Origin of the sequence: Barnesiella propionica (genome assembly GCF_025567045.1) — a bacterium.
In the GTDB taxonomy this organism is placed as follows: domain Bacteria; phylum Bacteroidota; class Bacteroidia; order Bacteroidales; family Barnesiellaceae; genus Barnesiella_B; species Barnesiella_B propionica.
In genome coordinates this window covers 70,189-91,952 of the sequence record NZ_JAOQJK010000007.1, presented here as the reverse complement: position 1 = coordinate 91,952, position 21,764 = coordinate 70,189, and the positions used below count along the sequence as shown (strand labels likewise).

Sequence of the window (21,764 nt, the reverse complement as noted above, 5' to 3'; positions counted from 1 at the left end):
TATGAACCCTTTATTTTTTCGACTTATAAGTCAAGCTCTTCAATTAAATGAGACTCAGGTAAAGAACACAGTCGATTTATTGGAAAACGGAGCCACTATTCCTTTTATCAGCCGTTACAGAAAAGAAGCCACTGGCTCTCTGGACGAAGTATATATAAGCCAGATAAAAGAACAATATGAGAAATTAAAAGAAACAGAAAAGCGCAAAAACTTCATCCTGGCATCTGTCGAAGAACAAGGAAAACTTACTGAAGAACTTAAACAACGTATATTGGCTTCATGGGACATGACAGAACTGGAGGATATTTATCTCCCTTATAAACCCCGAAGACGTACCCGGGCCGAAATAGCAAGGGAACACGGGCTGGAACCTCTGGCGAAAATAATCATGTCTCAGAGAGAAGAAAACCCCGAATACAGAGCAACACCATTCATTAAAGGAGAAATAAAAGATGCGGAAACAGCCCTGAAAGGAGCTCAGGATATTATTGCAGAATGGATATCGGAAAATGAAAAAAGCCGGAATAGTATACGGAATATTTTCATGAGAGATGCTTATATCTCTTCGAAAGTCGTTAAAGGAAAAGAAAGCGAAGGGATCAAATACCAGGATTATTTCGAATGGAGCGAACCTTTGAAACGTTGTTCTTCCCATCGGCTCTTAGCCATGAGAAGAGGGGAAAGCGAAGGCTTCCTGAGAGTCTCTATATCTCCGGACGACAGCATCTGTCTCGAGCGTCTTGAACAACAATTTATCCGGAATAACAATACATCCGCCCGGCTTGTATCTGAAGCTATAAAAGACGGTTACAAAAGATTGCTTAAACCATCTATAGAAACAGAGTTCTCTGCGTCTTCAAAAGAAAAAGCGGATGACGAAGCCATTCGTATTTTCGCAGAAAACCTGAAACAATTGTTATTAGCCCCTCCACTGGGTGAAAAAAGAATATTAGGCATCGACCCCGGCTTCCGTACCGGATGTAAAGTCGTATGCTTAGATGCACAGGGAAACCTTCTTCACAATGAAACAGTCTATCCTCATCCTCCACAACAGGATTACAAAGGTGCATCCAGAAAAATAACCCAACTGGTTGAAAGCTACCGGATAGATGCTATCGCCATCGGAAACGGAACAGCAGGACGAGAGACTGAAGCTTTTATTACCGGGCTCCGGTACAGCCATAAAGTACAGGTTTTTGTCGTAAGTGAAAACGGAGCATCTATCTATTCCGCATCTAAAACAGCACGCGAAGAATTCCCGGATAAAGACGTGACTGTCAGGGGAGCCGTATCCATCGGAAGACGTCTAATGGACCCGCTGGCAGAGCTTGTAAAAATAGAGGCCAAATCTATCGGGGTAGGTCAGTATCAACACGATGTAGATCAAACCAAACTGAAACGTTCTCTGGAACAAACTGTGGAAAATTGTGTCAATGCAGTAGGTGTAAATATCAATACAGCCAGTAAACATTTACTCTCCTATGTTTCGGGACTCGGCCCTCAGCTCGCTCAAAACATAGTAGATTATCGCAAGGAGCACGGAGAGTTTAGCGAGCGGAAAGACTTATTAAAAGTCCCCAGAATGGGAGAAAAATCATTCGAACAATCGGCCGGTTTTTTAAGAATACCACAATCTGAAAACCCATTGGACAATTCGGCCGTACATCCCGAAAGCTATCCGATTGTAGAACAAATGGCCGAAGACCTTCATTGTAACATACAAGACCTGATAGCCAATAAAGAACTAAGAAAAAACATAGAACCGGAAAAATACATAACAGATAAAATAGGACTGCCGACTTTACACGACATACTGGAAGAACTGGACAAACCGGGAAGGGATCCGCGGCAATTTATCAAGGTATTCGAATTTGATCCGAACATTAAAACGATCGATGACCTGAAAGAAAATATGCTTCTCCCGGGAATAGTTACCAATATTACTAATTTCGGTTGTTTCGTAGACATAGGTATTAAAGAAAACGGGCTGGTACATATATCACAATTGTCAGACCGGTTTATTCAGGATCCGACCGAGATAGTATCTATGCACCAACACGTCACAGTAAAAGTAATCGGTATAGATACTGTCCGAAAAAGAGTGCAATTAACAATGAAAAATATAATATGAACCGAGTTATCATAAGTATAGCATCCAATACCCCGGATAAACAAGACATAATGACCAACTGCATAAATACTCTATGCCGGGAATACCCGGGAATCTTGTTTTCTTCCTGTTACAACAGCCGTGCACTGAATCCGATACATCCTGATTATCTTAACGCTGTTGCCATATTCAAAACAAAAAATGATTATGAAGCCGTATATTCCCATCTCAAAATAATGGAAACCGAGGCAGGCAGAACTCCTGAATCGAAAAAAACAAATCAAATTCCGCTGGATCTGGACATAATCATCTGGAACAAAGAGGTAAAAAAGCCCAGAGATTTAAGCTACGAATTCGTGCTAAAAGGCATAGAAGAACTTGCAAAACTGCAAAAAAGGAACAAATATGCGGAACAATAACCAATTCGCAAACGTATTTATAAAACCAAATCAACACCTTATATGAAAAGTATAGAAGATACATTGTTAAAACGGACCTCTGTCCGAAGATATGAAAGGGAAGACATTGCCCCGGAGAAATTAGACTTTATATACCGGGCGATTGAAAATACCCCTACAAGTTATAACGGGCAACAATTCTCCGTAATAGCGATAGACGACCAAAAGATCAAAGAAGAGTTATACGTAATCACCAACCAGAAACAAATAAAAACCTGTAATGTGTTTCTGGCTTTCTGTATGGATTTCAATAAAATCAAAACACTCGCTAAAGCTAAAGATCTGGAATTCCCTCCCTTCCAGAATACTATGGATGGTGTCATAGTAGGAATCGTAGATGCTGCACTGGCTATGCAAAACGCTGTTGTAGCAGCTCAATCTATGGGATTAGGCAGTTGTTGTGTGGGGTATTTGCGTACTGCAGATCCTGCCGCTATCTCTCAAATACTCAAACTGCCAGAAGGAGTTTTTGCCGTGTGCGGTCTTACATTAGGCGTACCGCGTGAACAACCGGACTTAAAACCTAAACAAAACCGTTCTCTGGTAATACATAAAAACCATTACAGAACAGATGACATGACACCGGAATTATTTGATTATGACGAAACTATAAGTCTTTATAACCGGCACCGGAACGGAAGCACCAGCGAAAACGACTGGTGCGGGCATATTCTTGATTATTACCGGATTGCCATGAACTATGATATGGAAGGTGCTCTGAAAAAGCAAGGCTTCAATTTATTCCCTGAAAAATAATTTTTATTCTCAGAGAAACTCTTCCAATAAAAAAACCTGTCGGTATAATTACCGGACAGGTTTTTTATATTTAGTATAATTCACTTATTCACTGAATACCGTTCGTAACCACATCTTTATTTATTTTTTTTACCAAACCCTGCAATACGGCACCAGGCCCGACTTCGGTAAATGCGTCGGCTCCATCGGCAATCATGTTTTGAACCGATTGGGTCCAGCGAACCGGAGCAGTAAGTTGCGCAATCAGGTTTTGTTTGATTATCTCAGGATCGGTCTGAGGTTTCGCATCCACATTCTGATAAACAGGACATTCAGGAGCAAAAAATTGAGTATGATGGATTGCGTCGGCCAATTCAGTACGTGCGGGTTCCATAATTGGTGAATGGAAAGCACCCCCTACTTTTAGTTTCAATGCACGTTTCGCACCGGCAGCCAATAGTTTTTCACAAGCCGCATCTATACCTTCGATGGAACCGGATATAACAATCTGTCCCGGACAATTATAATTAGCAGGAACAACAACGCCTTCGGTAACAGATGAACATATTTGCTCTACGGTTTCATCGGGTAATGCCAAAACAGCTGCCATGGTCGACGGAGTCTTTTCACAAGCTTTCTGCATGGCCTGTGCCCGCGCAGAAACCAAACGCAAGCCATCTTCAAAAGAAAGAGCACCGGCTGCTACCAAAGCGGAAAATTCGCCTAATGAATGGCCGGCAACCATATCGGGAGCGAAATCGGCACCCATAGTTTTAGCCAAAATAACCGAATGTAAAAATATAGCCGGTTGTGTCACTTTAGTTTGACGAAGATCTTCATCGGTACCGTTAAACATAAGTTCGGTAATATTAAAACCGAGAATCTCATTAGCCTTATCAAACATTTCTTTGGCAACAGGATTATTCTCATAAAGGTCTTTACCCATTCCCACAAACTGGGCACCTTGACCCGGAAATACAAATGCTTTCATTCAATATCTGTTTTTAATAATACAATATTCTAAAAAACGTCGCAAAGTTAATCATTTTTATCAGCAAATTGTTGTATAGAGTAAATATAATGACTTAATTTGTTTTTTGGAAATCATGGCCAGAATCAATCTTTAAAATACACATCGTTATGAAAACCCTTTTATTCTTAAACTTAGGTACAGGAGAAATTATCATTATTGTTTTTGCTATTCTATTATTATTCGGAGGCAAAAAAATTCCTGAATTAATGAAAGGACTGGGGAAAGGTGTAAAAAGTTTCAAAGACGGAATGAAAGATATTGAAGACCAGATCAACAGTGACGACAACACTCCCTCCAATACAAAAAAATAAATAAGATTTTTATATCAGGAAGGCGGGGTATACATATATCACGCCTATTCTTATTTTTAATGCCGGATAAATATGGAAGAAATGAATTTCTGGGACCATGTGGATGCCTTGCGAAAAGTGTTGTTACGTTCAATACTGGTAATCGGCATATTCGCCGGAGTTTTTTTTATTTTCATGCCCGACTTGTTCGATTCCGTGATTCTTGCACCCTGTTTCTCCGACTTTTGTCTCTATCGCTGGATATGCCGTTTAAGCGAACATATATCGGTACTGCCCGATTTCTGCAACAGTGATTTTTCCGTAAACCTTATCAATATACAACTGGCTTCTCAATTTTTTATTCATATCAGTACCTCCTTTTGGCTGGCATTAGTATTCTCTTTCCCTATAGTGATCTATTTGCTCTGGGGTTTCGTTAGTCCGGCTCTATATCCCAAAGAAAGAAGAAATGCCCGAGGAGCATTTCTGGTAGGCAATACCATGTTTTTTTTAGGGGTGGCTGTAGGATATTTTCTGGTATTTCCCTTAACATTACGATTTCTGGCGGAATATCAGGTAAGTGAACTGGTTCCGAATCAAATCTCGCTCGATTCCTACATGAATAATTTCCTGGCGATGATCTTTATTATGGGAATTGTATTCGAATTACCATTGCTTTGCTGGATACTATCTAACATAGGATTATTACACCGCTCTTTTTTCAGCCATTATAGACGCCATGCCATTGTGGGATTACTTATCTTAGCGGCTGTTATTACCCCGTCAGGCGATCCTTTCACCTTAATGGTCGTATTTCTTCCTATATATATGTTGTATGAATTCAGCGCATTTATTGTAAAACCGGATGAACCGGAAAATGAAAAAGAAGAACCGGAAGATCCTTATGTAAGTATTCCTTCTATTCACCGAAACGGCAAAGAAGTATCGCCCGAATCGCCCTATCAGGAAACTGACGACAAATATGAGGACGATTACCCTGAAAAAGATTAATGTGTAGTTCTCCCGATAATCCTCTGCAAAAAAAGATTATCAAATCTCAGGGTACACGCATACTCTATAGCGGATATCATGGGACTACTTGTTATATAGCGACCGGATACTATGATATATGCTAAAATTGTCCAAAAAGAGCAGTCATGTGAACTGGAAAGATATTTCCGTTGTTATCTTACTGATGATTAAATGTAGCTAAGAATGCGCAACTAAAAGCGATTGGTTATACTTTGATGATTGCGCTGCCTTCCCGAAAGGGAAAGGCGTGAGGCTCACTTACAAACTATCGAACAAAAAAACGGTAATTTGCGAGTGAGCCTCTTTATAGTTGTTCATTCATTTTTTTTATTTTCGACTGAATAAGATCCAGTTTCTCTTCTATAGGCAGCAACACATCCAACCAGTAAATATCGAAACCTCTCCTCTCCATTCCCCGGAACCACGTCATTTGACGTTTAGCAAACTGATGTATCGCTATTTCGAGCAAAGAAACCATCTCCCCATAGGACAAACGCCCTATGACATATTCCGTCAAATATTTATACTCTAAACCGTAGTATATAAGGTCTTCCGGAGCTATACCGCTATTCAGCAATGTACGTACTTCCTCAACCATACCTTCGTCCAAACGCGAACGGAGACGCTGAGAAATCCTTTCGCGCCTAAGTTCCCTGCTAATATCCACACCTATGATAAGAGCATTATTAACAGGCTTATCTTCAGGCTTATCCGGTAAATGGCAAAAATAATATTCTTCTATTTCGATGGCTCTTATAGCCCTCTTGCATGTATCGGTATCGGTCGTATTATGTAATTTCTTATATCTCTTCAATATATCCTCAAGCTCGGACAGGCTTTTATCTTTCAAAGACTCCCTCAATGCTTTATTTTCAGGAACCGGAGGAAGACTATAACCTTTTAACACAGATTCTATATACAAACCCGTTCCTCCGCAAAGAACAGGTAATTTTCCCCGAGAGGATATATCATCATAAACAGAACGAAAATCCTGTAAATACTCGAAGAGATTATACTTATACCCCGGTTCACATATATCAATAAGATGATAAGGAATATTGCGTCCGTTAAATTGATATTCGTTAAGGTCTTTACCCGTACCGATATCCATGCGGCGATACAGTTGCCGGGAATCGGCACTGATAATCTCCGAATCTAACCGATAGGCCAGAGCGACAGCTAAAGAAGTCTTTCCGGAGGCAGTAGGTCCCAATATAGTAACAAGATCGATCATAGAAAATATTCAGGCAAAACAATTACAACGCAGTCTCTTAAACCATTCCCGAATCATAAAAGACCATTTATCCTCATTATATAAAGAAACACGGAACCATTTACCGCTGGTCAGATTTACATTCTGCTCATACAAATAATTAAATGTAAATTTACGTCCTTCATGAAAACGGATATACCCATTTTCATCATAACGCCATATTATACGCGATAAACGGACAAGGTACAGATATTCCTGTTTAAACAGATAGTAAAACTTTTTACCCGTAATCGTATCGTTCAGCTCCTGCATTTCATACCAACGCGCATCCGGTAATTCGGGTAAAGCAGTACGTTCCTGCAAAAAAAGAAGAAAATGAGCGATTCTCTTATCGGGATTTCCACCACTGGATTCACGTAACAATTTTATCTTAGGATTCTTTATATGTAATTTTTCCTCCGCCAACCGCTTTGCTTCGTCGTCCAACCCCCGTTTCGAAAACGGTACACTTTGATAGACCGGAACATCTATACCGGATGGCGACGCATAAGGATCGTTCTGTATATGTGATGAAGATAAATATAAACCACTCCCGCTCACAACAATAAGGCGAACCAAACAATGTTTATAACCCGGATCTACACCATCGATAGTCATATCACGGATATAACTGTCTCTTAAATCATTAGGAGATGTACTAAATAACAAATCATATACTAAGACGACTCTTATACACTCGTAGACAAGCAACAACACATAAAGAGAGAGAGGAAACCAGTAGAAGAAAAAACGGTTAGCGGTTTCCTTATTCTCATCGAATAAAAACAACCAATAGAAAGATGTAACGACAAACGATATGGCTGCACCCACTAATACCAGTCCCATGATATAATGGGCTTCATAACAGTTGCAACGGTCGTGTAATCCCCGGTGGTTCATACTCCCGTATTTTTCGGCACATTTACGACATACCGGATAATCGGGACGCATTACATACGCCCAGAAAGAAATAATAAATAAGGGGAAAGAGAATAACAAGATGTTAGGAACTGAAAAAGACAGAAGGTCCGCGACGCCCCGGAACGTACTAAATGCGAGCAAGACGATCAAAGTCGATTGAGGGATCAACTGGCAATGCGCCTTTTTAAACCAACCTATCATGGAGAAATATCCTACAATACCGATGCCTAACGATAACAATACTGCATAATAATCGGAAATCCATTCACAAAGAATAAACACCAAAACAGCCGGCAAAAGGCCGAAAGAATTAACTAACAGAATTTTATTCCTACGATATCGAGCACTATACATAATTTTTTTTATTTGTGCACTGAACTTATTTACACTTTTGATGTTTAAACAAACAACTCAGAAAAAAGTTCAATAAGACATACAAAAAAAGAGACACAAAAAACAATATTTAACAATATGATTATTTTATATCTCTTTTATTACTATCCTTGTTGTCTTTCTTTTTTATTTAAGCTTATCAGTAAAGAAATCGCAAACCTTCGTATATAAATGATAACGGGCGTTACATCCTACAATGCTATGATTCTTATTCGTATAAATCATCATATCGAATTGCTTATTGCTTTCTACCATTACCGAGGAGTATTGCAACGTATTCAACAAATGTACATTATCATCTGCGGTACCGGAAACTACCAATAAGGCACCGTTTTGTTCTTCGGTATGATTAAGCGGAGCCGACCGTTTATATCCATCGAAATTTTCTTTCGGAGTACGCATGTATCTTTCGGCATAGATAGAATCATAAAAACGCCAGTCGGTAACCGGAGCTATAGCAACACCCGCCTTATATACATCCCGGCTCAGGGACATAGCCATAAGAGTTTCATAACCTCCATAACTCCATCCCCATATACCTATATTTTTACCGTCCACATAAGGAAGAGAAGCCATATAACGAGCCGCGGAAACCTGATCTTGTGTCTCTAATTCTCCTAACTTCATGTATACGCACGTCTTGAATGCATTACCTCGGGCACCGGTCCCTCTACCGTCGACACATGCAACGATAAATCCTCTGGATACAAGATACTGTTCCCAATTCACATCCCACTTATCCAGAACTAACTGGGAACCCGGACCACTGTATTGTACCATCACGACCGGATAACGTCTCGATGCATCAAAATCTAAAGGTTTTATCATATAACCGTTCAGCATATCTCCGGCATCGTTTTTACAGGTAAAAAATTCTTTCCGGGGAATATCGGTACGAGCTACCAAATTTTTAAGAGAATTATTATCTTCCAAGACGCGAACTTGTTTTCCTTTCGCATCACACAAAGTAATCTCCAACGGTACAGATGTACTGTTATATTTATTAATAAAATAGGTACAAGACGGATTAAATTCAGCTTTGTTTGTACCTTTCTTATCTGATAACTTAATCACAGCCCCCTTTGCATCGGTTTTATATATCGCCCGGAATAACGGACCTTCTTCGGCCGATTGATAGAAAAATGTACGGTTTACATTATCATATCCCAGAAAATCGGTAACATCCCAATTTCCTTTTGTTATCTGCTTAATTAATGTTCCGTTCAGATTATATTGATACAAATGTCGAAAACCGCTCCTTTCACTGGCAATTACGAAAAAATCGGGATAAAAAGTAACACAATCAATATTCTCAGAATCTATCCAAGTATTCGATTGCTCCCGCAACAATAACCTGTTTACTCCTGATTTCGGATTCACTGTATAAATATTCAATGTATTCTGTATTCGGTTCAAAGTCATAACCGCCAATTTGTCGGCATCTCTGGTAAATAGGATCCGAGGTATATAACCATCCGCATCTACAGGAACGTTAAGTTGCTTAAGCGCACGAGTCTCCACAGTATATGACCATACAGAAACTTTCGCATTGTTTTCCCCGGCTACGGGATATTTATATTCAAAACTTCCCGGATATAATGCATACTGAGGATAAGCAGGGCAACTCCCTTCATACAAATCGAAATGATATTCCGGAACGTTACTTTCATCGAACTTGACAAAACATAAAGTCTCATTATCCGGAGCCCATTGCAAGGTGGAAGTAAATGCAAATTCTTCTTCATAAACCCAATCGGGAATACCATTGATTATCTTATTTCGGGCTCCATCCCGGGTAACAGGCAGTTCCGTACCATAATCCAGTTTCTTTACAAAAATATTATTATCTCTTACAAAAGCCACCATGCGTCCATTAGGAGAAAAAACAGCGACTTGTTGCTGTCCGTTCTCCGAAAGAGGCTTCAGCAAATTTCTTTTTATTTCGAACGTATAATACTCCGCTTTAAAAGAACGACGGTATATTTTTTCCGAATTATCCCAAATGAGCAATTGCTTTTCATCTTTGCTTAGAGAAAAACCTTCAAATTTTTTCAAATTACATTCACGGGCCGTAGCCACATCAAACAGTGTTTCTACAGCTTTACCGGTACGATACTCATATTTTACTATACGCGTATTATTGTTACTAGCGGCGACATAATGTATGCCATCGGCAAGAGGAGTGACGGCTGTTATATCTTTTTCCTTATACAGTCCATTGGTTATATCCTTCAAATTCAGTGCCTCGGCCTCGACACCGAGAACCGATATACACAATAATAAGACAACATATACAATTCGTTTCATAAGACGCTTATTTTATATTATTTCTGCAAAAGTAAAGAAAGTATGCAGGAATGCAAAAAGAATGGGGATATATCAATTCCTCCGGAATTATATTTTCGTTCTACGAAAAAAGTTTATTGAAAACGAGTTTTCAATAAACTTTCACAGAGTATAAATAAAATTTTCAAGTCAAATAAATATTCCGTTTTTTAAAAAGATTCCTTTACAATACGGATATCAGCCCGCGCAGGGAACTCAAGAGTAATCCATGACTTACCGTCCGAAACTTTCGACACTTTTACCTTATCACAATGCAAATAATCTATTTTATTGTCACTTCCCTTAATTGCAACCATGCCATCGGACAACTCACCCATTTTATCAAAATCACCTTTCGCGCTCACACGCAAAAATTCGCCACTTTCAACATATAGGAAGCCAAGAGTAACACATCCGGAAGCAGGCCAGCCCGAAGCATCTACATTTTTCTCGTACGTAACCTGCAACCCAGCAGTAGTCTCGGTATTAATCGTATTCGGCTGCCACATTTCCACACGAGGAGTCTTATCGGCGAAAAAACCTATTTGTGCCGAATTCTCACTGACAGTTACCTGACATTCCAAAGTTTCGGAACCGGATAAAACCCTTAAGGCCGCCGTACCGACCTTCTCCGCTTTCACATATATAACATTACCGTCTATAGTATATGAAGCAATATTCCCCGTCATTTCAACGGTAAATCCGGAAACACCCGAAACCCGTATTGTCGCCGTCTCAGCTACTTTTAAAGACAACTTCGATTCGCTTAATGAAAAAGGTTTATTACTCGAATCGTCTTTACAAGAAACTAACATCATAGCTGATAATACAAATAAAAAGAAGGCAGCAAAACAAAATCTATATGATATTCTCATCGTCTTATTTCTTATTATTAAAATTTCAATTAATATTCACTCTCACTTTACCTGAATAAGAAGTCGTCCGGAACATGATCGTATGTATTCCGACCGATAATCCCGACGGATTTAAATATCCATCTGTTATTTGTTTTCCATCGATATACCAGATGGGATTCTCAGTCGAATTTCTCAGACGTAAAGCGACTTTCGCATCATTCTTTCCATAAGAAGCCTTCAACCCGTCTATACTCACAGGATTAACCTCCGCGGGCATACAAAGGGCCTTCACATTAAGTACTATATCATCCTTAAAATCATTCCCATAGAGTATTAAAGTCGCTTCTTTAGAGCCAAAAGCATCCGGATGGAATGAAATACGGAGTTGCGCACCTGAAACACTGTTCAGGTTATCCACAGAGAGGACACGATCTTCCAGAGAAAATTCTGTTCCGCTTTGTTCCAGTTTCAAAGAAAGATCGGAAGTCAAATATTGCCCTCGTATGGTTACGCTTAACGTTTTATTTTCTCCTAAAGAAACATTCCCGAAATCAACCAGATCTCCGTTCTTAACATTTAATATAGGAGCGATCACGGCACTTCCGCTAAAATGAAAAGCATAAGCTATGGAATCTCCCCATATATATTCAGCTAAAGAAGGATAATCGATGAAAGGATTACGGTTATTCTGGAAAGAATAAATCGCATTATTCCGATCAACCTCTTTCTGGCTTACCGGGTCCTGACGATGCCATTTCAATAATAAATCCTGAGAATATTTGTTCAAAGTAGGATATATCCCGTCCGTGAACATATTTCTTCCCAAAGAAAGCCATGCATAATCTTGATAGCATGTAACTATGTACATATACATACGGGCAAAATCACCCTTATATTCATCTGCAGGCTCAAAAGCGTTGGTACTAACATTGTTGATATAAGTCGAACCAACTTTGGTTACGCCGTTATTATAATTCACACTTCTACATTCTCCAAGTATGTAATTACTTTTTGCCTGATTAGCATCCGCATCGGAAGGAACCAGATGATGCAAATCGAACGAAGCATCTACCGAATAAGGATAAGAATCGCCCCACCAGCTTTTGGGTACACTATGCTCTATATTCATATCTTTGTGCGAGCCATTAGCCGGGAAATAACGTTTTACATTGGAATACATATCCCAGATAGAGCCGTCCGGACGGATATCACTTTTCCTAAACACTACCCACGTACCGTTCGCACCATAAGGAATACGCTTATGCACTTTTATTAATTTATGCAAAGCGGTTTTTAAGTCAGAGGTATTCAAGCCCTCTAATTCATCGGGATAATAATCACGAGGCATTTCAGCATAAAGGGATGTCGCACAGCATAAAATTACCGCTAAAAAAATTAAGGCTCTTTTCTTTATCATCATTAATTATGTTTGAATATAGCAAAGATAATAACTTAACCTGAAAAAATTAAATGAATAAACTCATATTTAACGAAATATATAAGCCATCAACACAAAATCGGTAAAACAAAAGAGGAACATCGTATCGATGCTCCTCTTTTAAAGAATTTTATTCCAAAAATACTTATTTCACTTCTACATTTCTTATTTCCCACTTAACCGATGTAGTGTTGGTAGAAACATATTTGAATGCAAAATGAACATTGGCCGTCATAAATTCAGCTGGAACTGCCAGATTTCCTGAGTTTGTCCACTCCCATTTTACTGCCGGATAATTGGCGATAGTAACTTGTTTCCATGTAGCGGAAGCAGGTGCACCCGAGGTATAGTCAGAAGAGAACCAAAGAGTTTGGTTTTCAGCCATACCAGCCAACGGATTAGCTGTATGTTCGAAAGTAATGGTCACATTCGATTTTCCGGTGAGATCAATAGCCGGAGAAATCAACCAGTCTTCATTAGCAACACTTTGTCCGTCGGCATAACCGCTCATCATCGCATATTTATAGGAATCCCAACCCCATTCTTGCACACCAGATACATTTTGCACCGTGAAATCACCCAAGCTGGTAGCAAAAGTTTCGCTGAAAATAGCATCTCCACCCGGTGTAGGATCATCCGGATTATCGTTTACATCACCAATCTCTCTACCGTCAAGAATAGCACCCATCAAGATATTTTGCTTATTGGCATCTTCTTTTTTAATACCTGCTGTACCAAAATATTTCAATAAATAACCATAAATCATAACTTCTTTCCCGACATTAGCAGCATTATTAGCAACACTCAAAGCATTACGCACTTCGCCTGCCAATAATTGAACCGGCATACATTTCGTATAATCGGTTTCGGTAGCCGAAGCAGCGATCAATATGTTAGTATTGGCAGTTTCAGAATGTACAATAGCATCTCCGAACTGGCAGGTCGTGGCATCCATAGACATTGCGCCATTTTCAACCTGACCTACGATAAATGCTTTCACCCATGCTTTAGCTCCGCTATTATTCTGAGCGACAGCACCTGCGATATTATAAGGATCTGTTTTAGTTCCTTTACCTTTAGCGTCTCCGCCAGGCCCGGGATTTCCTTCTTCAATAGCTTTTCCATCCAGTTTAGCTGCTGTGACTTCTTTCAAACCGTAAGCACCGAAATATTTCATCAGCTTACCTTTCAATTCAACAACTTTACCGTCATTATCAGGATGATTCACCAATTCCAAAGTTTGACGGATAACTCCTGCCGGCAACTGAACAACCACACAGGCCGCTACATTATCTTCACTGGCCACATTTGCAATCAACAGGTTAGTACCTTCCCGGGCAACAGTACCGTCATCATAGGTTGCACCATGAAAAGGAGCACTGAACTCGGAATCTTCAGCCAGTTTAGAACCGGCAACTTGTCCTACAATATAACCTTTTACCCAGGCAACTTCTTCATTATTATTTTTAGCCAATGCTTGTGTTACATTGTACGGAGAAGCTTCTGTACCGTTTCCTTCAGGAATTTCGGTACCGCCGCCTCCACCATTACCATTACCGTTGCCATCAGGCTCGTCATCCGCATTATTACAAGCGGTAAAGCCAAAAGCGGCGACCGCCATAAGCATCCAAACTAATTTTCTCATTTTTTTCATAATTTACTATTTATATCTGTGTTAGTAATGTTATTTTGAAAGTCCGAAACTATTGGACAAATCGTTCAGCGAACGTATAGTAAGCTGCCAATCTCCGGGTTCACTATCCTTATTTCGATACCAGCCTACTATCGCCACGATATCACCTGTCTTGTTAGGATCAGGCAACTTGACTTCTGCAAAACGGGCATATTCACTTGTAGCGATATAGGTCACGTTTCCAGCAGCATCGGCGATCTGACGGGCCTGGGGATATCCCACATTATAAGTGCCATTAAAAGTAGACGGAGCAAAAATTTTGTCTTTAGCACTTAAATTTTCACCGCCACTACCTTTTCCGGTAAAATGGACATCCTTAATTCGTACCAGAGTGTTATATATTGAAGGTCCCGAAGCCAGTAATTCCGGAATAGTGATTTCCCGGGGTACAACCTTTGAAGCATCCGGAAATCCTATCCTCTGCATACGTATCGGAGCCAAAGACCAGGGAATTCGTCCCGGTTCTTCCCGTTTATTAGAAATATTATAAGTTTTTACTCCCAACTGAGGAGAATCGCCGTAACGGCCAAAACATAATGTATTACATTTCAGAGCCACTACTTGTCCCACGGGAAACACACCAGAAAGACTACCGGCATCTATCAAAACTTTAATAGCCTCTTTATATCCTTCCTCATTAGGAGTCAAAGTTTCCAATACTATATATTTATAAATATTTCCCGCAACATCGGAAGAAATCACACGTCCTTTAATAATCAGCTCATAAGTAGCCTCGACTACATTAGTGGTAAAGAAACCCTGAGCATTATCATACGAGTCCTTAAAATCAGGTATAGAAATAGTTTCTTGCCAAGCTTCAGGATCCGTCTCCTGAACAATAGCAATTTCAGGAGGAACAGCATCAAAAGTTTTTTCACAACTGGTAAAAAGAACAGCCATTCCCACAAGAGCCCATACGGTATATTTAGCTAATTTCATAATCTTAAAATATTAACTTGTTCGTGATTAGAATTTATAACCTATATTCAGGAACATATTGAATCCCCACGCATAATAATAACGGTTCGGGAATTTGTCCACAGTCTCAATTGCCTTTGTTGCACTCTTATTATTCCGGCTAAGACGAGCCTGCTGATATCCGCCTGTTACCATATCCCTGTTATTCAAGATATTGCTAAAACTAAGATTTATATTCAATTGCTGGCTGCGTCCTTTCAAATAAATAAGTTTACCCAACGAAGCGTCTAACAAGAAGCCCCCTTTCAGTTTTTCCTGGGTTCCCAATAGTTTTTTCTGTTCAGGAGTATATCCGTCATATTGCTGATATTTTCCCAATTCATTTTTATATTTTCCTCCATACATATTCATATGGGTAAAACGGGAAGGCGAAAAATCGAGATAATTCTTATCAAAATAAGAAAGCGTTACATCGGCAAACCACATCTTAGGATGGAAATAATCGATAGTAATTGCAGCGGCCAATTGTGGTCCGTTACTTACTTTCAGATTCTTCGTATATACCGTTTCCCGGAGGTCCGTAGATTCTATATTTCCGTTTTCATCGGCGACAGGTAATTCTCCGGTAAAAAGATTCACACCGTTTTCTGCACTCATCACTCCCTTGGCATTATTGGTATAACGGTAATCGCCATAAGTCCCGGCCAACGATACGGAGAAACTGCTGTTCAGTTTTACGCTGACTCCGGCTTCAACACCCATATAACGTTTATTCACATCACTGAGAGTATGGTTTACAAACGTACGGAACTCGTCATTATAATATCCCGTACTTTCTATTCCATCACGCGTAAATGTCTGGAATACACTGACACGTCCTTTTACAATAGAAGTATTGAATTGGTAATTCAAATCATAAGAGAAGATCTTTTCATTCGTTAATCCCTTAATCTGGGTATCTTTAACACGAGGTGCAACATAAGCATATCCGGCAAACGGAGCGCGTGTTTCGGCCAAACCGTCCAATGACAACCGGTTACGTCCGTCTATTTTCCACACCAAATTCACTTTAATACTCGGATCGACAAAATAATTACTTTTTCCTCTGCCGTAAGATTTCGCACCGATAACCGTAGCGCGGCCATTCTCCATAAGACCTTCACGCTGGAATTGGGTATAACTCAAACGTACGGCGTAAGACAAATCGAATTTAGACCATTTCCAGTCATTTTGTGCAAAAGCAGATGCACGCGTTACATATATGTTATAATTATAACCGAACTTATCACCGTCTTTTACCACACGATTCGGATTTCTCACATCATTCTGTATAATAACCGGATTATCGGTAAAATCACGATCGGCAAACTGGTCTATGTCTATCCACTGCTCGCCCCCCAATAAATCATCTACGGTTTTATAATGCATCCCTTTAGAATACTTAGCCTCAACTCCGGCGATCAACTTCAACGACTCGTTCAACTGGTTATCGTATGTCACGTTCAAAGGAATTTCCATCAGGTTATTATGGCGTCTCTCCAGCATATATCTGGAACTGGAACCAGGATTTGCCAAATTGTTCAGATAATTGGTGCCATACATAAAATTCCAGTCCAATTGCGTAACATTCGTATTATTCATTGTCCAGGATTTTTTCAACTCATCAAATAAATCCCAATTAATATGTTCATCATCATTCAGCTGGGAAGTTTTTTGGAAACTGGGTAAATTCCTGTAATAATCAGGACGGGGATCCGGTGCATTATAAAAATTCAAAGCCGAATTGCTGTAATTGCTATAATGGAAAGCTATACCGGCCTTCAAATCACTTTTTTCGTCAATTTTCCAGTCCCAGTTAAATATAGCGGTAGGATCATAGCTGTGTACAATACGTGAATTTCTCTTTTTGCCATCCTGATATCCCCAATAAGGATTATAATAAATTCCGCGATAATCATATATTTCCTGTACCACAGCCCCTTGTTGTGCACGCTTGGTCGGAGCTCCGTAAGTAGTCAGTGAGAAACTATGATTGTCTATTTTTTTCTCGGCGCTCAGGAAATATCCCCAGGAGTTATAGAATGTACCGTCTATAATACCTTCGTTTGCCCAGCGATAAACAGTAGAAGCGGTAAAGGCCCAACCGTTATCCATAAGTCCGGTAGCATAAGTAGCCTGCCCGCGCAACGTATACGCACGATTGGTATAAGCTGCACTTACTTTTGTTCCGGCCGCATAAGCCGAAGCACGGGTATCTATATTCGTCATACCTCCCAACGAACCAAAACCATAACCCGGTAATACCAGCGATTCGGTAACATCTTTATTCCTCATGGCATCGTTCAAACCTCCCAGACTCGAATAATTGAAACGTCCTCTTTCGAGATCATTAAAATTAACTCCGTTGATATAGGTTTCCTGAGCCGACTGGTCGTAACCGCGCACATTGAAACGCATAGGACTGAATGAGTAACTGGCAGCGTTCAAATAAACATCATCAGAAGCTCCGGCCAAATAAGAAGCCGATTGCCCCGAAGTGGAACCCTCGTCATCAATAACCGACTCATCGAAAAGTAACACGTTATCTTCCTTGGACTGTTCAATAACATTCACTTTCTTCTCCAAGGAAGCATTTAATAGAACCGAATTCCCCTGTACAACATTCACTTCCTTAGAAAACGGTTTGTAATCGGGAGCAGTAAACACTACTACTCGCACTCCCGCAGGTACTTTTTTTAGTTCATATGCGCCGTTAGCATTCGTAACAGCCGCACCTTTCTTAGTATTCACTGAGACTTTCACATCAGCAACGGGCCGATTGGTAGCATAGTCAATAACAATGCCCCGGATATTTCCCGTCTGAGCGAGCATGGAAATACTAGCAAAGAGCATTATTAACAGCCAAAATCTTCGAGTCATAAATTAAAGGTTTAGTTAAGTTGATATTAAAATATAAATCCCTTTTTTAAATACTCCTGTTTCACTAACAAAAGTGAAAAGGAATTTGCAAATTAATATATTTTTTTTGATTTATCAAACTACATTTCTATGAATATTTTACACGGAATCATTAATTTATAGAAGCATTCATGGTCAAGAATAAATTAAGGCCTCGTATATTTAATAACAACTTTTAATTATTTATCTATATAACAATATTTTACACAATCGGTTATGTAACAAAATAACAACAAAAAATTGAAAATTACCCTACTGCACGATTTTATTTCCATTTTTTTTCGTTTTTTTGTAAGATATGAAGTATCTTGCATCCCTATTTCCAGAAAAAAATGAGAAATAAACAATCTAACCCATACTAAACTTTCAGAACTATGAGAAAAGTTGCATCTTTACTTATTATGTCGCTATTAATCGGTATAACGACAGTATATGCACAAGGTAAACCAGTAGCCGTATATGCGGTTGCATTTTACAACTTGGAGAATTTATTCGACACAATCCATCAACCGGAAGTAAACGACATAGAATTTACCCCAGCCGGTTCTATGAAATGGGGCACTATGAAATATAATAATAAACTACACAATCTCGCCTACGCTATCAGCAAATTAGCGACAGACAAATACTGCCCGCAAGGTCCTGCCATTATAGGAGTTTCTGAAATAGAGAACCGCACGGTCCTTGAAGATCTGATCAAAACAGGAGAACTTGCCAACCGGAATTACGGGATCGTACATTACGATTCACCCGACAGGCGGGGTGTTGACGTGGGGCTTCTTTACGACAAGAACCAGTTCCGGGTAGATACATCTACCAGTGTCAGACTATACGTACCCGAATTCCCGAATATGCTTACTCGTGATCAGCTTGTAGTAAGCGGACATTTAGCCGGCGAACCCGTACATGTAATCGTGAACCACTGGCCTTCGCGCCTGGGAGGAGAAAAACAATCCAGTCCCCGACGGGAAGCCGCGGCGGCTCTTTCCAAGCATTTAACAGATTCCATACTGGCTTTAAATCCGAATTCCAAAGTTATAATCATGGGAGATTTGAACGACGATCCCACTAACCGCAGTTGTAAAGTAATTCTCGGTGCTAAAAAAAACCAGGAAGAAGCAATAGAAACCAATAGCCTTTATAATACAATGTGGCCTATATTCAGTAAAGGTATCGGTACATTAGCATATAATGGTCAATGGAATCTTTTCGACCAGATAATTATAACCCCCAATCTATTGGGTAAAGACCGTTCGACTCTCAAATTCTTCAAAGCCGAAGTTTTCAATAAAGATTTCCTGAAACAAACAGAAGGGAAATATAAGGGATATCCAAAGCGTACCCATGCCGGCGGAGTTTATTTGAACGGATATAGCGACCATTTCCCAACAATCATATATCTGGCAAAAGAGGTAAACCAATAAATTACAAAGCAACTAACCTATATTGTAAATAAGCACAGATAAAAAATATCTGTGCTTATTTACAATTATCAATATCCATATACAACAATAAGTCCATTTTTCATTTAAAAATTATTATTACCAAAAGCCATTATCAATAACACAAAGAAAACAACACCGATAAGTATAAATACTATTATACCTATTATTCTTTGCAACTTATCATATTCCGGATTCCGGAATCCGCCTTCAACCCTAGGTGAAAATTTCCTTCTTAAACTCTCCATATCTCAAAACAAATAAACTTGGGCACATACCTGTCTAAAGGCTGCGACTCCTACTTTTTTAATGATTATAAGTAATATGTATACATAACAACTTAATACGGAAAAAGATTAATAAAGAAGTCTGAGCGGGCATTTTCTAAATTTATTTTGCACAAATTCCAGTTCTCTTCAATGCAGGCACAATAATCATTAACGAAGGCGACAGACACTTCGCCAACTCCAATAAAATATTCTGAAACAGGGTATAGGAATATATTGCTAACATCTGAGCCTGGATAAAGAACCAAAAATATTGTACGATATCTTTTGATTATTCATCTATTAGCCATTACTTTGCATGGCATTAATTATTACAATCATGCTGCAAAAACTAAAGATATGGGTGCTTCCTATCGCCATGCTTTCAGGATGTCTCTTTCATGAATTTATAAACGCTATCGCTTTTCTCGCCCCTATACTCATTTTTGTGATGTTACTGATTACATATTGCAGGATATCCATTAAAGAATTAAAAATCACACGATTTCAGCTATCACTAATCTCCATACAGATAATAGGAAGCCTTATTGTTTTCGGATCATTATACAACTGGGACCCGCTCATTGCCGAAGGTGCCTTCATATGTGTTTTTTGTCCCACGGCTACCGCAGCACCTGTCATAGCAGGAATGTTAGGAGGAAACATATCGGCATTGGTCACCTACAGCCTTATAAGCAATATGTCCGTTGCCATACTTTCACCGTTTATATTCTCATTCATTGGCGAACATGCCGAAATAGCTTTTACAGACTCTTTCCTTATCATCTGTCAGGAGGTACTTCCATTACTTATACTGCCTTTCATTATCTCTTTAGTATTAAATAAATTCTTCCCACGGCTACACTATCAGCTCAAATCCCGTCAGAACATTTCATTTTACCTATGGTCTCTCTCTCTTTTTATTGTTGTCGGAAGAGCTGTCACATTTATTATGCGGCAGCCGGTCTCCAGCATTCCCGAAGAAATAGCAATAGCCGTCATATCATTTATTGTATGTATCGCCCAATTTTATATAGGGCGCCGGGTAGGAAAACATTACGACGAAAAGATAGCAGGAGCGCAAGGGTTAGGACAAAAAAATACAGTATTAGCAATATGGATGGCACTCACTTATTTAAATCCGGCTGCATCCATAGGACCGGCCTCTTATATAGTATGGCAAAATAGCATTAATTCTTTTCAGCTATACCTGAAAGAAAAACAGTTAGCTTCTTCTCCGGTTAAATAATAAGCTCATCACATTGCCAAACACATTTTTTCCGTTTTGGGAATCATTTTTTCTGATTTGGCATATTTTTTTGCAAATTTGACACAATCCAAACAAAGGCGTCCTATATCTTTGTGACTTAAACAAGGATATAAATCAAACACTTACTACATTAAATTAATTATTATGGAAGACTTACTAACTAAAATTACCAATGAATGGATGATTTTCGATGAGAATGCCAAAGCACAATTAGTAAAAAACAATAAAGCAGCCGGAGCTCGTGCCCGCAAAGCGAGTCTGGCATTGACAGAATTATTGAAAGAATTCCGTAAAGTTTCCATCGAAGAGGGAAAAAAATAAAAATAATGTTTTGTTCATCCGATAAAGAAGAGTTTCGTCAAATTTCATGTAC

17 protein-coding genes are annotated in these 21,764 nt (G+C 39.3%); 8 read left to right on the top strand and 9 right to left on the bottom strand.

Translation table 11 applies throughout. The features are described 5' to 3' along the window. The first annotated feature begins 1 nt into the window (after position 1). From OCV73_RS10555 to OCV73_RS10545, 3 genes are read left to right on the top strand one after another with little or no spacing between them, the layout of a single operon-like run. Positions 2 to 2,131 carry a Tex family protein gene (locus OCV73_RS10555; RefSeq protein WP_147552007.1) on the top strand — a complete coding sequence of 710 codons (2,130 nt, stop codon included), beginning with the start codon at positions 2 to 4 and terminating at the stop codon, positions 2,129 to 2,131. Continuing rightward, positions 2,128 to 2,529 carry a 2-amino-4-hydroxy-6-hydroxymethyldihydropteridine diphosphokinase gene (locus OCV73_RS10550; RefSeq protein ID WP_147552006.1) on the top strand — a complete coding sequence of 134 codons (402 nt, stop codon included), beginning with the start codon at positions 2,128 to 2,130 and terminating at the stop codon, positions 2,527 to 2,529. Before OCV73_RS10555 ends, OCV73_RS10550 begins: the two co-directional genes overlap by 4 nt. Before the next feature lie 42 nt (positions 2,530 to 2,571). Beyond that, on the top strand, positions 2,572 to 3,324 hold the full coding sequence (locus OCV73_RS10545; protein ID WP_147552004.1) for a nitroreductase family protein: 753 nt from the start codon (positions 2,572 to 2,574) through the stop codon (positions 3,322 to 3,324). Between the two features lie 88 nt (positions 3,325 to 3,412). Here the strand turns inward: OCV73_RS10545 and fabD are convergent, their stop codons facing one another. Then, positions 3,413 to 4,294, bottom strand: coding sequence for an ACP S-malonyltransferase (fabD, locus tag OCV73_RS10540; protein WP_147552002.1), 882 nt, complete (start codon positions 4,292 to 4,294; stop codon positions 3,413 to 3,415). Between the two features lie 149 nt (positions 4,295 to 4,443). Between fabD and OCV73_RS10535 the strand changes: the two genes are divergently transcribed. Together OCV73_RS10535 and tatC are read left to right on the top strand one after the other, a co-directional pair. Beyond that, complete coding sequence (locus OCV73_RS10535; RefSeq protein WP_147551996.1) at positions 4,444 to 4,647, top strand: Sec-independent protein translocase subunit TatA/TatB; 204 nt, start codon at positions 4,444 to 4,446, stop codon at positions 4,645 to 4,647. A 72-nt stretch (positions 4,648 to 4,719) separates the two neighbouring features. After that, the gene (gene tatC / locus OCV73_RS10530) at positions 4,720 to 5,637 is read left to right on the top strand and encodes a twin-arginine translocase subunit TatC (RefSeq protein ID WP_147551994.1); all 918 of its coding nucleotides are present in this window, start codon (positions 4,720 to 4,722) and stop codon (positions 5,635 to 5,637) included. A gap of 325 nt (positions 5,638 to 5,962) precedes the next feature. Here tatC and miaA read toward each other — a convergent pair whose 3' ends face one another. The 8 genes from miaA to OCV73_RS10490 form a co-directional block, all read right to left on the bottom strand. After that, positions 5,963 to 6,892, bottom strand: coding sequence for a tRNA (adenosine(37)-N6)-dimethylallyltransferase MiaA (gene miaA / locus OCV73_RS10525; protein WP_147551992.1), 930 nt, complete (start codon positions 6,890 to 6,892; stop codon positions 5,963 to 5,965). Between the two features lie 9 nt (positions 6,893 to 6,901). Further along, complete coding sequence (locus OCV73_RS10520; RefSeq protein ID WP_147551990.1) at positions 6,902 to 8,185, bottom strand: hypothetical protein; 1,284 nt, start codon at positions 8,183 to 8,185, stop codon at positions 6,902 to 6,904. A 165-nt stretch (positions 8,186 to 8,350) separates the two neighbouring features. Beyond that, positions 8,351 to 10,531 (bottom strand): S9 family peptidase, encoded by a 2,181-nt coding sequence (locus tag OCV73_RS10515; protein ID WP_147551988.1) that lies wholly within the window; start codon positions 10,529 to 10,531, stop codon positions 8,351 to 8,353. Between the two features lie 188 nt (positions 10,532 to 10,719). Then, positions 10,720 to 11,367, bottom strand: a complete 648-nt coding sequence (locus tag OCV73_RS10510; protein WP_147551986.1) for a hypothetical protein — start codon at positions 11,365 to 11,367, stop codon at positions 10,720 to 10,722. An 82-nt stretch (positions 11,368 to 11,449) separates the two neighbouring features. Continuing rightward, a complete protein-coding gene (locus OCV73_RS10505; RefSeq protein ID WP_147551985.1) occupies positions 11,450 to 12,826 on the bottom strand; it encodes an endonuclease I family protein in 1,377 nt (458 codons plus the stop codon). Positions 12,827 to 12,989: 163 nt separating this feature from the next. Continuing rightward, a complete protein-coding gene (locus tag OCV73_RS10500) occupies positions 12,990 to 14,498 on the bottom strand; it encodes a DUF6359 domain-containing protein (RefSeq protein ID WP_167551254.1) in 1,509 nt (502 codons plus the stop codon). Between the two features lie 30 nt (positions 14,499 to 14,528). Further along, complete coding sequence (locus OCV73_RS10495) at positions 14,529 to 15,476, bottom strand: DUF5689 domain-containing protein (protein ID WP_147551981.1); 948 nt, start codon at positions 15,474 to 15,476, stop codon at positions 14,529 to 14,531. Between the two features lie 27 nt (positions 15,477 to 15,503). Continuing rightward, complete coding sequence (locus OCV73_RS10490; RefSeq protein ID WP_147551979.1) at positions 15,504 to 18,374, bottom strand: carboxypeptidase-like regulatory domain-containing protein; 2,871 nt, start codon at positions 18,372 to 18,374, stop codon at positions 15,504 to 15,506. Positions 18,375 to 18,787: 413 nt separating this feature from the next. Between OCV73_RS10490 and OCV73_RS10485 the strand changes: the two genes are divergently transcribed. The 3 genes from OCV73_RS10485 to OCV73_RS10475 all read left to right on the top strand — a co-directional run bounded on the left by OCV73_RS10485 (position 18,788) and on the right by OCV73_RS10475 (position 21,712). Beyond that, complete coding sequence (locus tag OCV73_RS10485; protein WP_147551977.1) at positions 18,788 to 19,837, top strand: endonuclease/exonuclease/phosphatase family protein; 1,050 nt, start codon at positions 18,788 to 18,790, stop codon at positions 19,835 to 19,837. Positions 19,838 to 20,461: 624 nt separating this feature from the next. Beyond that, positions 20,462 to 21,370: a bile acid:sodium symporter family protein gene (locus OCV73_RS10480; protein WP_147551975.1), complete on the top strand. Its 909-nt coding sequence runs from the start codon at positions 20,462 to 20,464 to the stop codon at positions 21,368 to 21,370. A gap of 165 nt (positions 21,371 to 21,535) precedes the next feature. Further along, entirely contained in the window at positions 21,536 to 21,712 is a 177-nt protein-coding gene (locus tag OCV73_RS10475) for a histone H1 (protein ID WP_147551973.1), read from the top strand. Positions 21,713 to 21,764: the final 52 nt, after the last annotated feature.

What these genes read in the sequence shown, in the direction of transcription:
- OCV73_RS10535 (WP_147551996.1), top strand. Translation starts at nt 4,444, where the DNA reads ATGAAAACCCTTTTATTCTTAAACTTAGGTACAGGAGAAATTATCATT.
- OCV73_RS10485 (WP_147551977.1), top strand. Translation starts at nt 18,788, where the DNA reads ATGAGAAAAGTTGCATCTTTACTTATTATGTCGCTATTAATCGGTATA.
- OCV73_RS10555 (WP_147552007.1), top strand. Translation starts at nt 2, where the DNA reads ATGAACCCTTTATTTTTTCGACTTATAAGTCAAGCTCTTCAATTAAAT.
- OCV73_RS10480 (WP_147551975.1), top strand. Translation starts at nt 20,462, where the DNA reads ATGCTGCAAAAACTAAAGATATGGGTGCTTCCTATCGCCATGCTTTCA.
- miaA (WP_147551992.1), bottom strand. Translation starts at nt 6,892, where the DNA reads ATGATCGATCTTGTTACTATATTGGGACCTACTGCCTCCGGAAAGACT.
- OCV73_RS10475 (WP_147551973.1), top strand. Translation starts at nt 21,536, where the DNA reads ATGGAAGACTTACTAACTAAAATTACCAATGAATGGATGATTTTCGAT.
- OCV73_RS10505 (WP_147551985.1), bottom strand. Translation starts at nt 12,826, where the DNA reads ATGATGATAAAGAAAAGAGCCTTAATTTTTTTAGCGGTAATTTTATGC.
- OCV73_RS10515 (WP_147551988.1), bottom strand. Translation starts at nt 10,531, where the DNA reads ATGAAACGAATTGTATATGTTGTCTTATTATTGTGTATATCGGTTCTC.
- OCV73_RS10500 (WP_167551254.1), bottom strand. Translation starts at nt 14,498, where the DNA reads ATGAAAAAAATGAGAAAATTAGTTTGGATGCTTATGGCGGTCGCCGCT.
- OCV73_RS10510 (WP_147551986.1), bottom strand. Translation starts at nt 11,367, where the DNA reads ATGATGTTAGTTTCTTGTAAAGACGATTCGAGTAATAAACCTTTTTCA.
- OCV73_RS10495 (WP_147551981.1), bottom strand. Translation starts at nt 15,476, where the DNA reads ATGAAATTAGCTAAATATACCGTATGGGCTCTTGTGGGAATGGCTGTT.
- fabD (WP_147552002.1), bottom strand. Translation starts at nt 4,294, where the DNA reads ATGAAAGCATTTGTATTTCCGGGTCAAGGTGCCCAGTTTGTGGGAATG.
- OCV73_RS10550 (WP_147552006.1), top strand. Translation starts at nt 2,128, where the DNA reads ATGAACCGAGTTATCATAAGTATAGCATCCAATACCCCGGATAAACAA.
- OCV73_RS10520 (WP_147551990.1), bottom strand. Translation starts at nt 8,185, where the DNA reads ATGTATAGTGCTCGATATCGTAGGAATAAAATTCTGTTAGTTAATTCT.
- OCV73_RS10545 (WP_147552004.1), top strand. Translation starts at nt 2,572, where the DNA reads ATGAAAAGTATAGAAGATACATTGTTAAAACGGACCTCTGTCCGAAGA.
- tatC (WP_147551994.1), top strand. Translation starts at nt 4,720, where the DNA reads ATGGAAGAAATGAATTTCTGGGACCATGTGGATGCCTTGCGAAAAGTG.
- OCV73_RS10490 (WP_147551979.1), bottom strand. Translation starts at nt 18,374, where the DNA reads ATGACTCGAAGATTTTGGCTGTTAATAATGCTCTTTGCTAGTATTTCC.